Source organism: Kitasatospora sp. NPDC057692, assembly GCF_042799475.1.
Taxonomy (GTDB): Bacteria; Actinomycetota; Actinomycetes; order Streptomycetales; family Streptomycetaceae; genus Kitasatospora.
In genome coordinates this window covers 165,894-180,069 of sequence record NZ_JBHVIV010000008.1, presented here as the reverse complement: position 1 = coordinate 180,069, position 14,176 = coordinate 165,894, and the positions used below count along the sequence as shown (strand labels likewise).

Sequence of the window (14,176 nt, the reverse complement as noted above, 5' to 3'; positions counted from 1 at the left end):
GGCTCCACACCTACAATCACCACCGCGGACACACCGCACTCGCAGGCAAGCCACCCGCCAGCCGCGTCCCCAACCTCACGGGTCAGAACACCTAGGTCGCTCGCGCGCAGGAACTTGGCCGGGGTGTACGCGCCGTCCCGTTCGGTCAGGGTGACCAGGAACGGCAGGTCGGTGAAGCGGCGGACGTAGTCGTCGAAGAACGGGACCGTGCGGTCGACGAAGAACTCCCGCAGGACGACGTGGCCCATGGCGAGGGCGAGGGCGCCGTCGGTGCCCGGATGGGGGTGCAGCCACTCGTCGGCGAACTTGGTGTTGTCCGCGTAGTCCGGGGAGACCGCCACCACCTTCTGGCCCCGGTAGCGGGCCTCGGCCATCCAGTGCGCGTCGGGGGTGCGGGTGACGGGCACGTTGGAGCCCCACATCACCAGGTAGGCGGCGTCCCACCAGTCCCCCGACTCGGGCACGTCGGTCTGGTCGCCGAACACCTGCGGGGAGGCCACCGGCAGGTCCGCGTACCAGTCGTAGAAGGAGAGCATGGTGGCGCCGATGAGCGAGTGGTAGCGGGCGCCGGCCGCGTGCGAGACGATCGACATCGCCGGGATCGGCGAGAACCCGGCGATCCGGTCCGGGCCGTAGCGCCGCACGGTGTGCACCTGCGCGGCGGCGACGATCTCCACCGCCTCCTCCCAGCCCGCCCGCACCAGGCCGCCCTTGCCGCGGGCCCGCTGGTAGGCGCGGCGGCGCTCCGGGTCCTCGGTGAGCTCCGCCCAGGCCGCCACCGGGTCGCCCAGCCGGGCCCGCGCCTCCCGGTACAGCTCCAGCAGCACTCCGCGCACGTACGGGTAGCGCACCCGGGTGGGCGAGTAGGTGTACCAGGAGAAGGCGGCGCCGCGCGGGCAGCCGCGCGGCTCGTACTCGGGGCGGTCGGGGCCGACGGACGGGTAGTCGGTGGCCTGGGTCTCCCAGGTGATGATGCCGTCCTTGACGAAGACCTTCCAGCGGCAGGAGCCGGTGCAATTGACGCCGTGGGTGGAGTACACGACCTTGTCGTGGCTCCAGCGGTCCCGGTAGAAGGCGTCGGCCGCCCGGCCGCCGGTGAGGCGGACGCTGTGCAGGTCGGGCGCGGGCGTGCCGGGGCGCAGGAACCGGCCCGCCTTCAGGAACGCGGCACCGGGCTCGCTCGTCGACGCACCGCCGGACTCGCTCGTCGCCTCGCGCACGTGGCACCCTCCGCTTCCGGGCCGGACCGTGTGCCCATCGAAACCGCGCGGGCGCACCGCCGCACCCGGGAGGCGGCCCGCCGGGTGACCCGTTCCGCCCGGGTGCCCCGGTCCGGCGGCGCCCGGTGGCCGGGTCCCCCTCCGGGCGCTGCCATGGAGGCATGAACGAGCGCAGCGGTCCGGCACCGGAGCGGCGGCGGGGCCCGCGGTGGGACGCGGTCCCGCCGGCGACCGGCGCGGCGGTGATGGCGACCGGCATCATCTCGGTCGGCTTCCACCTCGCCGGATTCGACGCCCTGTCGGTCGCGGACCTCTGGATCGCCGGGCTGCTCTGGCTGCTGCTGGCCCTCGCCTTCTGCGCCCTCCTGCTCGGCGACCGGCGTGGCTGGACGGCCCGGGCGCAGACCCCGCCCGCGCTCACCGCGGTCGCCGCCACCACGGTGCTCGGGGTCCGGCTCGACCAGCTCGGCTGGACGACCGCCGCCGAGGCCCTGCTCGCGGTCGCCGCCGCCGCCTGGCCGGTGCTGCTGACCGCCGTACTGCGCCACCTGGGCCGGCGGCTGCCGGGCGCGGCGTTCCTGATCTGCGTCGCCACCCAGGGCCTGGCCGTGCTCGCCGCCACCCTCGCCCCGCACACCGCCGACTGGCTGGCCTGGGCGGCGCTGCCGGTGTTCGTCCTGGGCCTGGTGCTGTACGGGGACGCGCTGCTGCGCTTCGACCCGCGCCAGGTGACGGCGGGGGCGGGCGACCACTGGGTGTCCGCCGGCGCGCTGGCGATCTCCGCGCTGGCCGCCTCCAAGCTGCTCGCCTCCGGGGTGTGGAGCGGTGGCACGCACACCGCGCTGCGGGTGGTGACGCTGGTGCTGCTCGGCCTGTCGCTGGCCGGGTACGCGGTGCTGGCCGTCGCCGAGGTGCTGCGGCCCCGGCTCCGCTACGACCTGCGGCGCTGGTCGACGGTCTTCCCGCTGGGCATGACGGCGGTGGCCGCGCTGTCGGCCTCGGCGGCGGCGCGGGTGGACTGGCTGGACCCGCTCGGCCGCGCGCTGCTGTGGGTGGCGGCGGCGGTCTGGCTGGTCGTCGCCGTCGGCGCGCTGCGCCGGCTGCGGCTCGGACCGGGCCGGGCGTCCGCCGCGGCCGGCGCCGCCGGAGGCCGGGCGGAGCGGGAGGCCCATCTCCATCGGAGATGACTGACATCTCGAAGGATCGCCGGGAACGAGGAAGCGGGACGACCGGTCCAGCGCTGATCACTGTGTGGACGGCGGCGATGACGGCGCCGTCCGCCGCCCAGCACAACGGTCCGGGCCGGCCCCGCCGGCTCCCCCTTCGAGAAGGTGCCCATGTCCTCCGCCTCGTCCGGCCTCCGTTCCCGCCGCAAGGCCGACCCCGCCGAGCCCGCCCACGGCGTGCCCGGCTGGCTGATCGTCCTGCTGGCCGTCGCCTCCGGCAGCACCGTCGCCAACCTCTACTACGCCCAGCCGCTGCTGTCCGCGCTGGCCGAGGCGTTCCACACCGACACCGGGACCGCCGGGACGCTGATCACCCTCACCCAGATCGGCTACGTGCTCGGCATGGTGTTCCTGGTCCCGCTCGGCGACCGGCTGGAGAAGCGGAACCTGATCAGCGCCCTGCTCGCCGTCACCACCCTCGCCCTGGTGGCCGCGGGCCTCTCGACGGGCTTCCCGATGCTGCTGGTCGCCTCGCTGGTGGCGGGCGCGACCTCGGTGGTCGCGCAGATCCTGGTGCCGCTCGCGGCCGGGCTCGCCCCCGACCACGCCCGGGGCCGGGTGGTGGGCCGGGTGATGACCGGACTGCTCACCGGCATCCTGCTCTCCCGCACCCTGAGCAGCCTGGTCTCCGACCTCGCCGGGTGGCGCGCCGTCTTCCTCGGCTCGGCGGGCCTGATGGTCGTCCTCGGCGTGGCGCTGCGGGCCGCCCTGCCCGCGCACGCGCCCACCACCACGATCCCCTACCACCACGTACTGCGCTCCACCGTCCGGCTGGTGCGCACCCACCCGGCGCTGCTGCGGCGCGGGCTCTACCAGGCGGCGATGTTCGGCGCGTTCAGCGCCTTCTGGACGACCGTCTCGTTCGTCCTGACCGGCCCGTCCTTCCACTACTCGGCGACCGGGGTCGGGCTGTTCGCCCTGGTCGGCGCGGCCGGTGCGGCCGTGGCGCCGTTCGCCGGGCACTGGGCGGACCGCGGCCTGGCCCGGCCGATGACCGGCGTGGCGCTCGCGGTCGCGGGCGTGGCGTTCGCGGCGGCGGGAATCGGCGGGCACAGCGTGGTGGTGCTCGCGCTGGCGGCCGTGCTCGTCGACATGGCCGTGCAGACCACGCTGATCCTCGGCCAGCACACCGTGTACCAGCTCGACCCGGCCGCCCGGGCCCGGCTGAACAGCGCGTTCATCGCGATCTTCTTCGTGGGCGGCGCGGCCGGCTCGCAGCTCGGCTCGGTGCTCTACCGGGCCGGAGGCTGGACGGCGGTGACGGTGCTGGGCGCCGCCCTGCCGCTGGCGGCCCTGCTGTACTGGGCCACCGAGCGGCGCGGCGGGCCGGTCGCGGAGGTCTGAGGTCCGGCAGGAGGCTGACGGCCGGTCCGCCCCGGCTGTCGGGGGCGGACCGGCCGCTCCGGCTACCGGGCCCCGGCCGCCGCCGGCAGCGGCCCCGCCGAGACGTCGAAGGCGTGCGTCACCGCGGGCGCGGTCCCGGGGCGCAGCAGCGCCCGGGCCTCCTCCTCGTCCCGGCGGTCGGCGGCGGTGAGCCGGCCGCCGTGCTGGGCGAGGTGCTCGGCCCAGGAGGAGACCAGGTAGGTCTCGACGAACCGCTCGGGCTCGCCGCCGTCCTGGTAGAGGCCCCAGCTGAGCGCGCCGGTGCGGCGGCGCGAGGCGGCGACCCGGCGCATCCGCGCGGTGAACGCGGCGCGGTGCTCCGGCTCCACCCGGTACTCCACGGAGACCAGCACGGGTCCCTCCGCGTGGCCCGGTTCGACCGCCAGCGGGGGCTGCGGCCAGTGTTCGGAGGGCGTCGGGTCCACCCCGTCCCCGGCGTACAGCGGCAGCCGGCGGGCGCCCAGCGCCCCCAGCAGCAGTACCGCGCCGGCCGCCAGCAGCGCGGCGCCGGGCCCGTGACGGTCGGCCAGCACGCCCCACAGCGGGGCCGCGAGGGCCTGGCCGCCCTGGAAGACCAGCAGCTGGACGGCCAGGCCGCGGGCCCGCACCCAGCCGGGCAGCCGGGTCTGGACCGCCGCGTTGAGGGTGGAGAGCACCGCGATCCAGGCCACCCCGGCGGGCAGCAGGACGAGGCCGACGAGCCAGGGCAGGCGGACCGTCGCCAGGACGGCCAGCACCCCGGCGAGCACGACCGTGCCGGCCACCAGGGTGCCGTTGGCCCCCAGCCGGCGCCGCAGCAGCGGCAGCGCGAACGCCCCGCCCACCGCGCCGACGCCGACCGCCCCGAGCAGCAGGCCGTAGCCGCCCGGGCCGAGGCCGAGCGACTGGCGCGCGACCAGCGGCAGCAGCGCCCAGAGCGCGCCCGCGCCGGGCACGAACAGCGCGGTGCGCAGCAGCACCCGCCGCACGCCCGGCGCGTGCCGGATGTAGCGGCGGCCCGCGTGCACGGCCGCCAGCAGTCCCTCGTCCCCGCCGGTCGGGCCGTCCTGCGGCGCGGTCCGGTGCCAGCGCAGCAGCACGACCAGGACGCAGAGGTAGGAGGCGGCGTTGAAGGCGAACACCCAGCCCGCGCCGGCCGCCGCGACCACCGCGCCGCCGACGGCGGGGCCGACCGCCCGCGCCAGGTTCATGTTGACGGCGCCGAGCGCCGCGGCCTGCCCCAGCTGCCGGCGCTCCACCAGCTCCGGCTGGACGGCCTGCCAGGCCGGGCCCATCACGGCGGTGCCGCAGCCGAGCAGGAAGGTGAGGCCGAGCAGCGGGCCGGGGGTCAGCGCGCCGGCGAAGGCCAGCACGGCGAGGACGGTGGCGACGGCGAGCATCACGAGCTGCGCGGCGATCAGCACCGAGCGCCGGTCGCGGCGGTCGGCCAGGACGCCGGAGGGCAGCGCCAGGAGGACGACCGGCAGGCTCGCGGCGGTCTGCACCAGGGCGAGCAGGGCGGCGTCGTGCCCGACCAGCAGCCACTGGGCGCCGACGGTCTGCATCCAGCTGCCGACGTTGGAGACGAGTTGGGCGATCCACAGGGCGCGGAAGACCCGGCCGGCGAGCGGAGCCCACGCCGAGTCGTCCGCCGGGCGCCGGGCGGGGGTTGTCACTGTGCTCATACCGGTCCGTTGCGGGTGGGGGTCGGGGGTCACGGGCCTGACGGGGCGGCGGCCTGGGGGGGGTGCCGCGGCCCGACGTCGGCCGTACGGAGGCTAGGACGGTCCCGGCACCCCGGTGTGCCCGTGGGCGCACGGGTCGTGCCCCGGGAGTGCACGGCGCGCGCGAGCCGGCCGGCCGCACGGCGGCCGCGCGTACGATGCGGCCGGGGAACGACGATCGCCCCGCGCCGGCCCGGGCTCCGCTCCCGGGCGGGCCGGGCGGAACACGGCCGAGCGGGAGCGCTGATGGATCTGCGGCAGATGGAGGTCGTCGTCGCCGTCGCCGAGGAGGGCGGTTTCACGGCGGCCGCGCGCCGGCTGAACGTCGTGCAGTCGGCGGTGTCCGGCACCGTCCGCGCCCTCGAACGCGAGCTGGGCACGCCGCTGTTCGACCGCACCACCCACCGCGTGGCGCTGACCGCGGCGGGCGAGGCGTTCCTCCCGGCGGCGCGGGCGACGCTCAGGACCGCCGACTCGGCCCGGGCCGCCGTCGACGCGGTGCGCGGGCAGCTGCGCGGGCGGATCACCGTCGGCACCATGCAGGGGGTGTGGGCCGACCTCCACCTGGCGCTGGCCGCGCTGCGGGCCGAGCACCCCGGCGTGACCGTCCGGCTGCGCCAGGCGGCGGTAGCCGACATCCGGCAGGCGCTGCGCGAGGGCACCGTCGACCTGGCGGTGGTGGCCCTCGACCGCCAGCAGCAGCGCGGCCTGACCGCGCGGCTGCTGTCACGGGAGGAGATGGTCCTGGTGGCGGCGCCCGGCCGGCTGCCCGCCGGGCCGGTCGCCCTCGACGAGGTGGCCGGGCTGCCGCTGGTCGACTTCACCCCCGGGTGGGCGATCCGGTACGCCGTCGACCGGTCCTTCCGGGCCGCCGGGGTGGACCGGGAGACCACCTTCGAGGTGAACGACATCGTCGCGGCGTCCGAGCTGGTCCGCAACGACCTCGGGGTCTGCGTCATGCCGCGCTCGATCGCGGACCGCTTCCCCGACCTCGCCCGGCACCGCTTCGCCCGGCACGCCCCGACCTGGCAGGTCATGGTGGTCCGCCCGCCCGGCGAGACCCCGCCGGCGGTGGCGGCACTGCTGCGCCACCTCGTCTGACCGGCCGCCGATCGGCCCCGGGCCGACGCCCGGAGCGCCCGACCGTCACCCCCGGTCGTACACCCGTGGTCCGATGCCCCGGCGGGCGCCGCCTCGTTACGATCACCGCATGTCCGCGACGCCCCAGCCACCCCCGCTCCTCCCGCCCCGGCTCCGTCGGGTGCCGCCCGGCGCCTGGACGGCGCTCGCGTGGTGCGTCTCGCTGCTCTCCCCCACCCTCGTGCCCGGCGCCCGCCCGGTCCACGGGCCGGCGCCGGAGGGCGACCCCGCCCCGGCCGTCCACCAGGACTGGGCGAGCGCCGCGGCCACCACCCCCGTCGCCCTCCTCGCCGCCGCCCTGCTGCGCCGCCGGCCGCGCACGGCCGTCGCCCTCCTGCTCGCCGCCACCGTGGCGCGGACCAAGGCCTGGCGCTGGGAGCTCGAACTGCCGCCGACCGCGCTGCTCGCGGTCGCCGCCGCCCTCTGCCTGGTCACGGCCGCCGAACCGCGCCGGACCTCGCGCGCCGCACTCGCCATGGTGCTGGGCGTGCTGACCCTCCATCTGATCCTCTCCCCCGCCCTCGGCGGCGGCCTGCTGCTCACCGGCACCCGGATCGGCGCCAACGACGCCGGCGTGCTGATCGCCGTCATCGCCTGGCTGGTGGGCCGCTCGGTGCACCAGTCCCGGGCGCACGCACAGGCGCTGAGCGCCCGGGCGGCGGCCGAGGCGGTCACCGCCGAACGGCTGCGGATCGCCCGCGAGATGCACGACACCGTCGCGCACAGCATCGGCATCGTCGCCCTCCAGGCGGGCGCGGCCCGCCGCGTCATCGACACCCGGCCGGACCGGGCGCGCGAGGCGCTCGGCGAGATCGAGACCGCCGGCCGCGAGACCCTGGCCGGCCTGCGCCGGATGCTCGGCGCGCTGCGCCGGGCCGACGACTCCGCCGAGCCCGCGGGCGCCGCGCTGCGCCCGCCCGGGCTGGCCGACCTCGACGGGCTGACCGCCGCCACCACCGCGGCGGGCGTGCGGGTCGACGTCCGGTGGCACGGCGAACGGCGGCCGCTGCCGCCGGAGATCGACCTGGCGGCGTTCCGGATCGTCCAGGAGTCGGTGGCCAACGTGGTCCGCCACGCCGCCGCCCCGTCCTGCCGGGTCACCGTCGACCACCGGCGCCCGGCGGAACTCGCCATCGAGGTCACCGACCGCGGCCGCGGCCGCGGCACCGCCCCCGGCGTGGGCTACGGCCTGGCCGGCCTGCGCGAGCGGGTCGCCCTGCTGCACGGCGAGTTCGACGCCGCGCCGCGCCCCGGCGGCGGCTTCCGGGTCGCCGCCCGGCTGCCGGTCGCCGAGGGGGCCGCCCGATGACGCCCCCCGTGCGCGCCGTCCGCGTCCTCCTCGCCGACGACCAGCCGCTCGTCCGCGCCGCCCTGGAGATGGTGATCACCGAGGCGCCCGACCTGGAGGTGGTCGGCGAGGCCGCCACCGGCGCCGAGGCCGTCCGGCTCGCCGGGGAACTGCGGCCCGACGTGGTCGTGATGGACCTGCGGATGCCCGTCCTCGACGGCATCGAGGCCACCCGGCGGGTGACGGCCGCACCGGAGGCGGCCCGGGTGGTCGTGCTCACCACCTTCGACGAGGACGAGAACGTCCACGCCGCCCTGCGCGCCGGGGCCTCCGGATTCCTCGTCAAGGACATGGCCCTGGACGACATCCTCGGCGCGATCCGGGTGGTGGCCGCGGGCGACGCCCTCATCGCCCCGAGCGTCACCCGCCGCCTGATCGCCGAGTTCGCCGCCCGACCCGCCACCGCCGCGCCCCCGGCGGACCGCCGCCTCACCGGCATCACCGACCGCGAACGCGAGATCCTCACCCTCGTCGGCCGCGGCCTGTCCAACACCGAGATCGCCGCCGAACTCGTCCTCAGCACCGCCACCGTGAAGACCTACATGTCCCGCCTGCTCACCAAGCTCGCCGCCCGCGACCGCGTCCACCTGGTGATCCTGGCCTACGAGTCCGGCCTGGTCGGCGCCCGGGGGTGAGCCCGGCCCGGCGCTGTCCGACCGCGTGCCCCGGCCCCTGCCCCGGTAGGACGGAAGGGCCAGCACGCCGAGGTTCGCCGGCTGCGCGCCGCCCCACCGCCTTGACCAGGCGCGGTCATCGCACCTCCCACGGTGTTTCACGGCCGCCGTCGACCTGCACACACGCTCCGGGCGCGCGCACTGCGGGGCGTGGCATGATCCGCCCGCCCGTGCCCGCTCGGCTAACGTGAGGACCGCACTCGGCTCGGCCGACGGACCGGGGCCGGTGGAACCGGAGCCAGCGATGCGGAGGGCGTCCATGCCGATCGACCAGCCGGAGCACCCGGCCGAGGAACCTGCGCCCGGGCGGCGACTCCGCGCGCTGCGCGCCGAGTTGGCCCCGGCGGACGAGGCGGATCCCGCCGTCGTGACCGCGTTCGCGGCGGGGCGGGGGCGGCTCGCCGTGCTCGCCGAACTGGCGGCGCAGCAGCGGCGGGTCATCGCCTCCGACCGGCGCAGTCTGCTGCTGCTCGCCACCCGGTGCGCCGACGGACCGCTGGGCGCCTGGTTCGCCGGGCTGGCCGAGGGCGAGAATGCCGCGCTGCGCACGCTACCGGCCCTGGCGGCCGCCTGCGGACCGGCCCCCGCCGGGGCGCCGCTGGCCGGGTGCCAGGCCTACCCGGCGTACCTCGCCTGGCTCGCGCTGAACGGGCGGCCGGCCGCCGTGGCGGCGGCGCTGGTGGCCAACTTCGCGGCCTGGGGCGGGTACTGCGCGACGCTGGCCGGGGCGTTGCGCCGGTTCCACGGGTTCGACGAAGAGGCGTGCGCGTTCTTCGACCTCTTCGCTCAGCCCGCGACGGCGCTGGAGCGGGCGGCGGCCGAGGCGCTCGGACCGGCGGGGCTGACCGCCGGTCCGGACCTCGACGCCGCCCGCGAGTACGGCCGGCTGCTACAGGCCTACGAGCGGCTGTTCTGGAGCACGCTCGCCGAACTGCCCTGAGCCGCGCCGGGCGGGGGTCCGGCTCACGCCTGCCAGTGCGGCTTGCCGCTGACCATCCGGCAGGTGATCACCCGGCCGCCCGCCTCGTGGGTACTCTTGCCGAGGTCGTCGTTGCGGCAGAACTGGCCGGCCTTGTAGCAGTTGCCGGCGTTCGACTTGATCTCGCAGTCACCGGCCGCCGCCGCGGGCTTCGTCTCGGCGGGCGCCGGGTCGGGGTCGGTCGGCGGCTGGGCGGTCGTGACCTTGGGCTGCGGCTCGGCCCTGGTGGGCGTCGGCTGCGCCTTGGGGGTGGTGGCGGCCTTGCTCGGCGGGGTCTTCGGCGGGGCCGCCGGGACGGTCGGCGCGGGCGCGGCGGCGGTCGGCTCCGGCGCCGGGGGCGCCGGCGTCAGGACCGGCTCGGCCGGCGGCGTGGTGGCCACCGGCGCCGGGGGCGCCGGTGCGGGCGCGGCCGGGGTGGTGGCCTCGGCCGTGACGGCGGGCGAGGAGACCGCGGCGGTGGCGGTATCGCCCGTCGTGGGGTCACAGCCGGTCAGCGCGAGGCCGACGGTGAGGACGAGTCCGGCGACGGCGGCCAGGCCGCGACGACCGCCGCGCATCCGTGAAGGCATGGACGTGAACACTCCGTTCCGCTTGGAAGAGGTTCGTGATTCAACCAGGCCTGTCACACGATCTGTCCATAGTTCAAGCACTTGTGAGCAGATCGAGATCTGACGATCACGGAGCGTCGACCGGCGGAGAATTTCGATCACCTACCGCCGAACTCGATCAGGTGGGGCCGGAGATCCGCCACCCGGCCGCGGACACCGACCGACCGACCACGGCACCGTCAGCACCGCTTCCTGAACCGCAGGACCACGCCCGCGACCACCAGGGCGGCGGCGACGGCGAGGACGGGGCCGCCGACGGTGACGAGCCGTTGGAGGGAGGTCGCCGCGGCGTACCCGGTGCCGGCCTCGGCGGCGGCCCACAGTCCGGCGGCGCAGGCACTGTAGGAGGCCATCCTCCGGTAGGGCAGGCCGGTGGCTCCGGCGAGGTGCGGGGTCAGGGTGCGGACCATGGGCAGGAAGCGGCCGACGAACACGGCCCGGCCCCCGTGGCGGGCCATCAGGCCCTCGGCCTGCTGCCAGGCGGCGGCGGGGATCCGGCGGCCGATGCTGCCCTCGCGCAGCCGCTCGCCCAGGACGCCGCCGGTGCGGTGGGCGAGGTAGTCGCCCGCGACCGCCGCCGTGGCGGCGGCCGCGATCACCAGGGGCAGGCTGACGGTGCCGGCGCGGGCCAGGGCGCCGGAGGTCAGCAGCAGGGCGAAGGTGGGGGTGAACACGCCCAGCACCAGGACCGATTCGGCGCAGACGGCCAGGGCCACCACCCCGTACACGGCGAGCGGCGGCAGGTGGCCGAGGGCGTCGGTCAGGAAGCTCACCGCCGGGCACCGGACTGGTCGTCGGTCTGGCCGCCGGACTGGTCACCGGCCTGCTCCCCGGTCCGCCCACCGGTCACCTCGGGGCGCCGCAGCTCCCAGACGTGGGCCGGGGGCAGGTTGGCGAGGACGGTCCAGCGGCCGGTGGCGTAGCGGTGCCGGTAGGCCGCCGTGATCGCGTCGACGGCGGCGTGCCGACGCGCCTCGGCACGGGAGGCGAGGAGGGTGCGCGCCCGGCGGGTGCCCAGGTACGCGAAGGAGGAGAGGGTGCCGCCGGGGAGGAGCAGGTCCAGGTAGCGGGCCATGATCCGTTCGACCCGGTCGGGGGCGAAGTTGGTCAGCGGGAGGGCTGAGACGATGACGTCGTAGCGCCGGTCGGTGTCCAGGTCCTCGACGTAGGTCTGGTGCACGGTGACCCGGATGTTCCGGGCGGGCGGAGCCGGGTGCGCGTCCAGGAGTTCGTGGAGCCGCGCGACGAAGCGGGGGTTGGCCTCCACGAGGTCGAGGCGGCTGCCGTGCGGGAGTTGGGGCAGCAGGGCGCGGGTGATCGCGCCGGTGCCGGCGCCGGCCTCCAGGACGGACAGCGGGCGCGGGGCCCGGACGCGGATCGGGTCGGTCACGGTGCGGGCCAGCGCCTTGCCGCTGGGGGCGACGGCACCGGTGGTCCGCAGGTCGCGCACGGCCTCCCGCAGGAACGCCCAGGTGTCCGTGCGGCCGCGTGCCGTGGAGGGGCCCCGGTCCGCGGCCCGCCGGTCGGTGTGGTGGTTCATGGATGCGACGGTAGGAACCGGCGGGCCGCCGGGGGACGGCCGTTGTGCGACGCGCTCCCCCGACGAAAGTAGGGGAACGTCCGTCCTCAGGGCGTGACGGGCACGTTGGTCAGGCCGGCGGTCGCCCGGGTCACGGTGTTGGACGCGTACACCACGTTCGGCCGGCCGGCGCAGGCCGACACCGAGGTGATCCTGATGGCGTACGCGCCGACGCCGCCGAGGTCCGAGGTGTTGCCGCGCCAGGTGTTCCCGCAGCCGTTCGGGAAGGACGGGCTGGTGGCCGGGTTGTGGGTCTCGTAGCCGTTGGCGAAGGTGCCGGGCGCCGCGAAGGTGCCCCTGTTGTCCTCGACGAGGTAGCCGCTGCCCTTGACGTCCACCCAGGAGTCGGCGGAGTTCTCGCCGCTGATGCCGCGCCCGTCGAAGGTGTTGCCCCGGATCGTGCCGCCCGAGGTGCCCTCCTTGACGTCGATCCCCTCGGCGGTGACGTACGGGCCGATCCGGTTGCCCTCCACCAGCACCCGGTCCGAGCGGTCCGCGCCGCCGGAGTTGCCGTGGCAGCCCCAGTTGGAGTTCGCCGAACCGAGGTACACCCCCTCCCCGTAGCCCGGCTGGACCCGGCCGGTGTACTCGACGACGGAGTCGCGCAGCACCCCGTCGGCGGACGAGCGGCGGAAGTGCACGCCCTCGTCCTCGACGTGGTGCACGTACAGCCCGTCGATCACCACGTGCGGCGAACCGTCCAGCACCAAGCCCTTCTTGGAGTCCTTCACGGTGAACCCGGTGAGGTTCCAGTACGGCGCCCCGTAGAGCCAGAGCCCGTACCCGGAGTCCCACCCGGCGGTCGGCTCGGGACAGGAGGGTGCGGAGCCGGACGGCCCGTCGTTGACCAGGACGGCGCTGCGCGGTCCGGTGAGCGTCACCGGCTGCGCCGCCGTCCCGGCCCGCCGGGCGACGAAGGAGCCGTGGTACTCCCCGGGCGCCAGCCTGATCGTCTGCCCGGGGGCGGCCGCCGCCAGCGCCGCCGTCAACTGGGCGGCGGTGGACACGTCCACGGTCTGCGCGGCGGGGGCGGCGACGGCGGGCCCGGCGGCGGGAGCGAGCAGCAGCGCTGCGGCAGCGGCAGCGGCAGCGGCGAGGAACGCGGAACGCGGGGACACGGGGCCTCCAGGGCTCGGGTTCTCAAGTGCCCGCATTATCCGACGGCACGTCAGACCAGGAAAAGGGCGCGCTGCTCACCGTTTCCGTGGCCGCGGGAGGAAACCGGACGCACGGCCGAGCGCCGTGCCGACTCGGGAGTCCGCCGTGTCACACGAGGTCTGCCAGCACCAGTTCGGCCGCCCGCGTCGGGTTCCCGTCGGCGCGGGCCAGCAGCGAGGCGGCGTCGTACACGGCGTCGGCCGCGGCCTCGGCCGCTCCTCGGACGGTCACCTGCAGATGGTGCACCGATTCGTGGCGCGGTGAGTCGAGCGCGGCGCCGACGCCCGGGCACAGGCGTTCCAGTTCCACGACGACCGTCCAGGCCTCGCCCTCGATCCGGGCCCGCTGTACCGGGTCGCACGCCGCGATCGCCCGGTCGGTCCCGTCGGGGTCGTGCTCGCAGTAGGCGTGCAGGGCCGGGAGGAGTTCGGGGGCGCCCAGGACCTCCGCCGCTTCCACGAGGAAGACCTGGGGGCCGTCGGCGGCTTCCAGCAGGCGCGCGACCAGGGGCAGCGCCCGGGGGTCGTGCCGTCGGGCCAGGCCCCGCGCGGCCTCCTGCCGGACCTCTCCGTCCTCGTCGGTGGCGCGGGCCCACAGCGCGGCCCTGATGTCGGCCGTGTCGTGCTCCAGTTGGCAGCCCAGCGTGAAGGTCGCCCAGTTGCGGACGTCGGGGTCCTGGTCCCGGGTGAGCCGGATCAGGGCGTGGACATCGGCCCCGTCCGGCCGTCCGCTGTTGGCGGAGCCGATCGCCGCGGCGGCCCGGCCGCGCACATCGGCGTTCTCGTGCCGGGAGAACCGCACCAGGGCGGGGACGGCGCGCGGGTCCTGCGTCCGGCCCAGGCCGACCACCAGGGACCGCAGCACGCCGACCCGGGTCTCCGCCTCGGCCAGCGCCATCAGGGCGGTGGCCGCCCCACCGCGCAGGGACTCGTGCCGGTCGGCCGCGTTGGCCACCAGATCGCAGCCCACCTCCCGCTCCAGGGAGTCGGCGGACTCCAGCAGCGACAGTCCGCAGCGCAACACGCCCTGCCCGCTGTCACCCTGCACCGCTTCCGCGACCAGCGCCCAGTAGGCGTGCTCGTCGCGGTCCGCCCCCGAGGCCCGCGCCGCCCGCGCCACCGCCATCAGGCGCCCCGCCGGCCCCGCACCGTTGTCCAT

12 protein-coding genes and 1 pseudogene are annotated in these 14,176 nt (G+C 76.6%); 6 read left to right on the top strand and 7 right to left on the bottom strand.

Annotation, left to right across the window (positions count from 1 at the left end):
* Window positions 1-89 precede the first annotated feature (89 nt).
* Window positions 90-1,220, bottom strand: a pseudogene (locus tag ACFVFS_RS07660) (molybdopterin-dependent oxidoreductase); the annotation flags it as partial.
* Between the two features lie 161 nt (window positions 1,221-1,381).
* Here ACFVFS_RS07660 and ACFVFS_RS07655 point away from each other — a divergent pair.
* Window positions 1,382-2,407, top strand: coding sequence for a tellurite resistance/C4-dicarboxylate transporter family protein (locus ACFVFS_RS07655; RefSeq protein WP_380621245.1), 1,026 nt, complete (start codon window positions 1,382-1,384; stop codon window positions 2,405-2,407).
* A gap of 150 nt (window positions 2,408-2,557) precedes the next feature.
* Window positions 2,558-3,790 (top strand): MFS transporter, encoded by a 1,233-nt coding sequence (locus ACFVFS_RS07650; protein WP_380621243.1) that lies wholly within the window; start codon window positions 2,558-2,560, stop codon window positions 3,788-3,790.
* Window positions 3,791-3,852: 62 nt separating this feature from the next.
* Here the strand turns inward: ACFVFS_RS07650 and ACFVFS_RS07645 are convergent, their stop codons facing one another.
* Window positions 3,853-5,493, bottom strand: a complete 1,641-nt coding sequence (locus ACFVFS_RS07645) for an MFS transporter (protein WP_380621241.1) — start codon at window positions 5,491-5,493, stop codon at window positions 3,853-3,855.
* 285 nt (window positions 5,494-5,778) lie between these two features.
* Here ACFVFS_RS07645 and ACFVFS_RS07640 point away from each other — a divergent pair, with 285 nt between their 5' ends.
* The 4 genes from ACFVFS_RS07640 (at window position 5,779) to ACFVFS_RS07625 (ending at window position 9,634) form a co-directional block, all read left to right on the top strand.
* On the top strand, window positions 5,779-6,633 hold the full coding sequence (locus ACFVFS_RS07640; RefSeq protein WP_380621239.1) for a LysR family transcriptional regulator: 855 nt from the start codon (window positions 5,779-5,781) through the stop codon (window positions 6,631-6,633).
* A 109-nt stretch (window positions 6,634-6,742) separates the two neighbouring features.
* Complete coding sequence (locus ACFVFS_RS07635) at window positions 6,743-7,981, top strand: sensor histidine kinase (protein ID WP_380621237.1); 1,239 nt, start codon at window positions 6,743-6,745, stop codon at window positions 7,979-7,981.
* On the top strand, window positions 7,978-8,655 hold the full coding sequence (locus tag ACFVFS_RS07630) for a response regulator (RefSeq protein WP_380621235.1): 678 nt from the start codon (window positions 7,978-7,980) through the stop codon (window positions 8,653-8,655). Before ACFVFS_RS07635 ends, ACFVFS_RS07630 begins: the two co-directional genes overlap by 4 nt.
* 298 nt (window positions 8,656-8,953) lie before the next feature.
* Entirely contained in the window at window positions 8,954-9,634 is a 681-nt protein-coding gene (locus ACFVFS_RS07625; RefSeq protein ID WP_380621233.1) for a transcriptional regulator, read from the top strand.
* A gap of 23 nt (window positions 9,635-9,657) precedes the next feature.
* On the opposite strand, the gene ACFVFS_RS07620 is transcribed toward ACFVFS_RS07625, so the two are convergent.
* The 5 genes from ACFVFS_RS07620 to ACFVFS_RS07600 all read right to left on the bottom strand — a co-directional run bounded on the left by ACFVFS_RS07620 (window position 9,658) and on the right by ACFVFS_RS07600 (window position 14,176).
* Window positions 9,658-10,242, bottom strand: coding sequence for a hypothetical protein (locus ACFVFS_RS07620; RefSeq protein ID WP_380621231.1), 585 nt, complete (start codon window positions 10,240-10,242; stop codon window positions 9,658-9,660).
* A gap of 218 nt (window positions 10,243-10,460) precedes the next feature.
* Complete coding sequence (locus ACFVFS_RS07615) at window positions 10,461-11,054, bottom strand: DedA family protein (protein WP_380621229.1); 594 nt, start codon at window positions 11,052-11,054, stop codon at window positions 10,461-10,463.
* On the bottom strand, window positions 11,051-11,821 hold the full coding sequence (locus tag ACFVFS_RS07610; RefSeq protein WP_380621227.1) for a class I SAM-dependent methyltransferase: 771 nt from the start codon (window positions 11,819-11,821) through the stop codon (window positions 11,051-11,053). Before ACFVFS_RS07610 ends, ACFVFS_RS07615 begins: the two co-directional genes overlap by 4 nt.
* An 86-nt stretch (window positions 11,822-11,907) precedes the next feature.
* Window positions 11,908-12,978: a sheath polysaccharide-degrading enzyme gene (locus ACFVFS_RS07605; protein ID WP_380621225.1), complete on the bottom strand. Its 1,071-nt coding sequence runs from the start codon at window positions 12,976-12,978 to the stop codon at window positions 11,908-11,910.
* A 148-nt stretch (window positions 12,979-13,126) separates the two neighbouring features.
* Window positions 13,127-14,176, bottom strand: coding sequence for a HEAT repeat domain-containing protein (locus tag ACFVFS_RS07600; RefSeq protein ID WP_380621223.1), 1,050 nt, complete (start codon window positions 14,174-14,176; stop codon window positions 13,127-13,129).

Excerpts from the sequence above, each read along its gene's own strand:
- ACFVFS_RS07645 (WP_380621241.1), bottom strand. The coding sequence starts at position 5,493 with ATGAGCACAGTGACAACCCCCGCCCGGCGCCCGGCGGACGACTCGGCG.
- ACFVFS_RS07610 (WP_380621227.1), bottom strand. The coding sequence starts at position 11,821 with ATGAACCACCACACCGACCGGCGGGCCGCGGACCGGGGCCCCTCCACG.
- ACFVFS_RS07635 (WP_380621237.1), top strand. The coding sequence starts at position 6,743 with ATGTCCGCGACGCCCCAGCCACCCCCGCTCCTCCCGCCCCGGCTCCGT.
- ACFVFS_RS07650 (WP_380621243.1), top strand. The coding sequence starts at position 2,558 with ATGTCCTCCGCCTCGTCCGGCCTCCGTTCCCGCCGCAAGGCCGACCCC.
- ACFVFS_RS07600 (WP_380621223.1), bottom strand. The coding sequence starts at position 14,176 with ATGGACAACGGTGCGGGGCCGGCGGGGCGCCTGATGGCGGTGGCGCGG.
- ACFVFS_RS07620 (WP_380621231.1), bottom strand. The coding sequence starts at position 10,242 with ATGCCTTCACGGATGCGCGGCGGTCGTCGCGGCCTGGCCGCCGTCGCC.
- ACFVFS_RS07640 (WP_380621239.1), top strand. The coding sequence starts at position 5,779 with ATGGATCTGCGGCAGATGGAGGTCGTCGTCGCCGTCGCCGAGGAGGGC.
- ACFVFS_RS07655 (WP_380621245.1), top strand. The coding sequence starts at position 1,382 with ATGAACGAGCGCAGCGGTCCGGCACCGGAGCGGCGGCGGGGCCCGCGG.
- ACFVFS_RS07630 (WP_380621235.1), top strand. The coding sequence starts at position 7,978 with ATGACGCCCCCCGTGCGCGCCGTCCGCGTCCTCCTCGCCGACGACCAG.
- ACFVFS_RS07625 (WP_380621233.1), top strand. The coding sequence starts at position 8,954 with ATGCCGATCGACCAGCCGGAGCACCCGGCCGAGGAACCTGCGCCCGGG.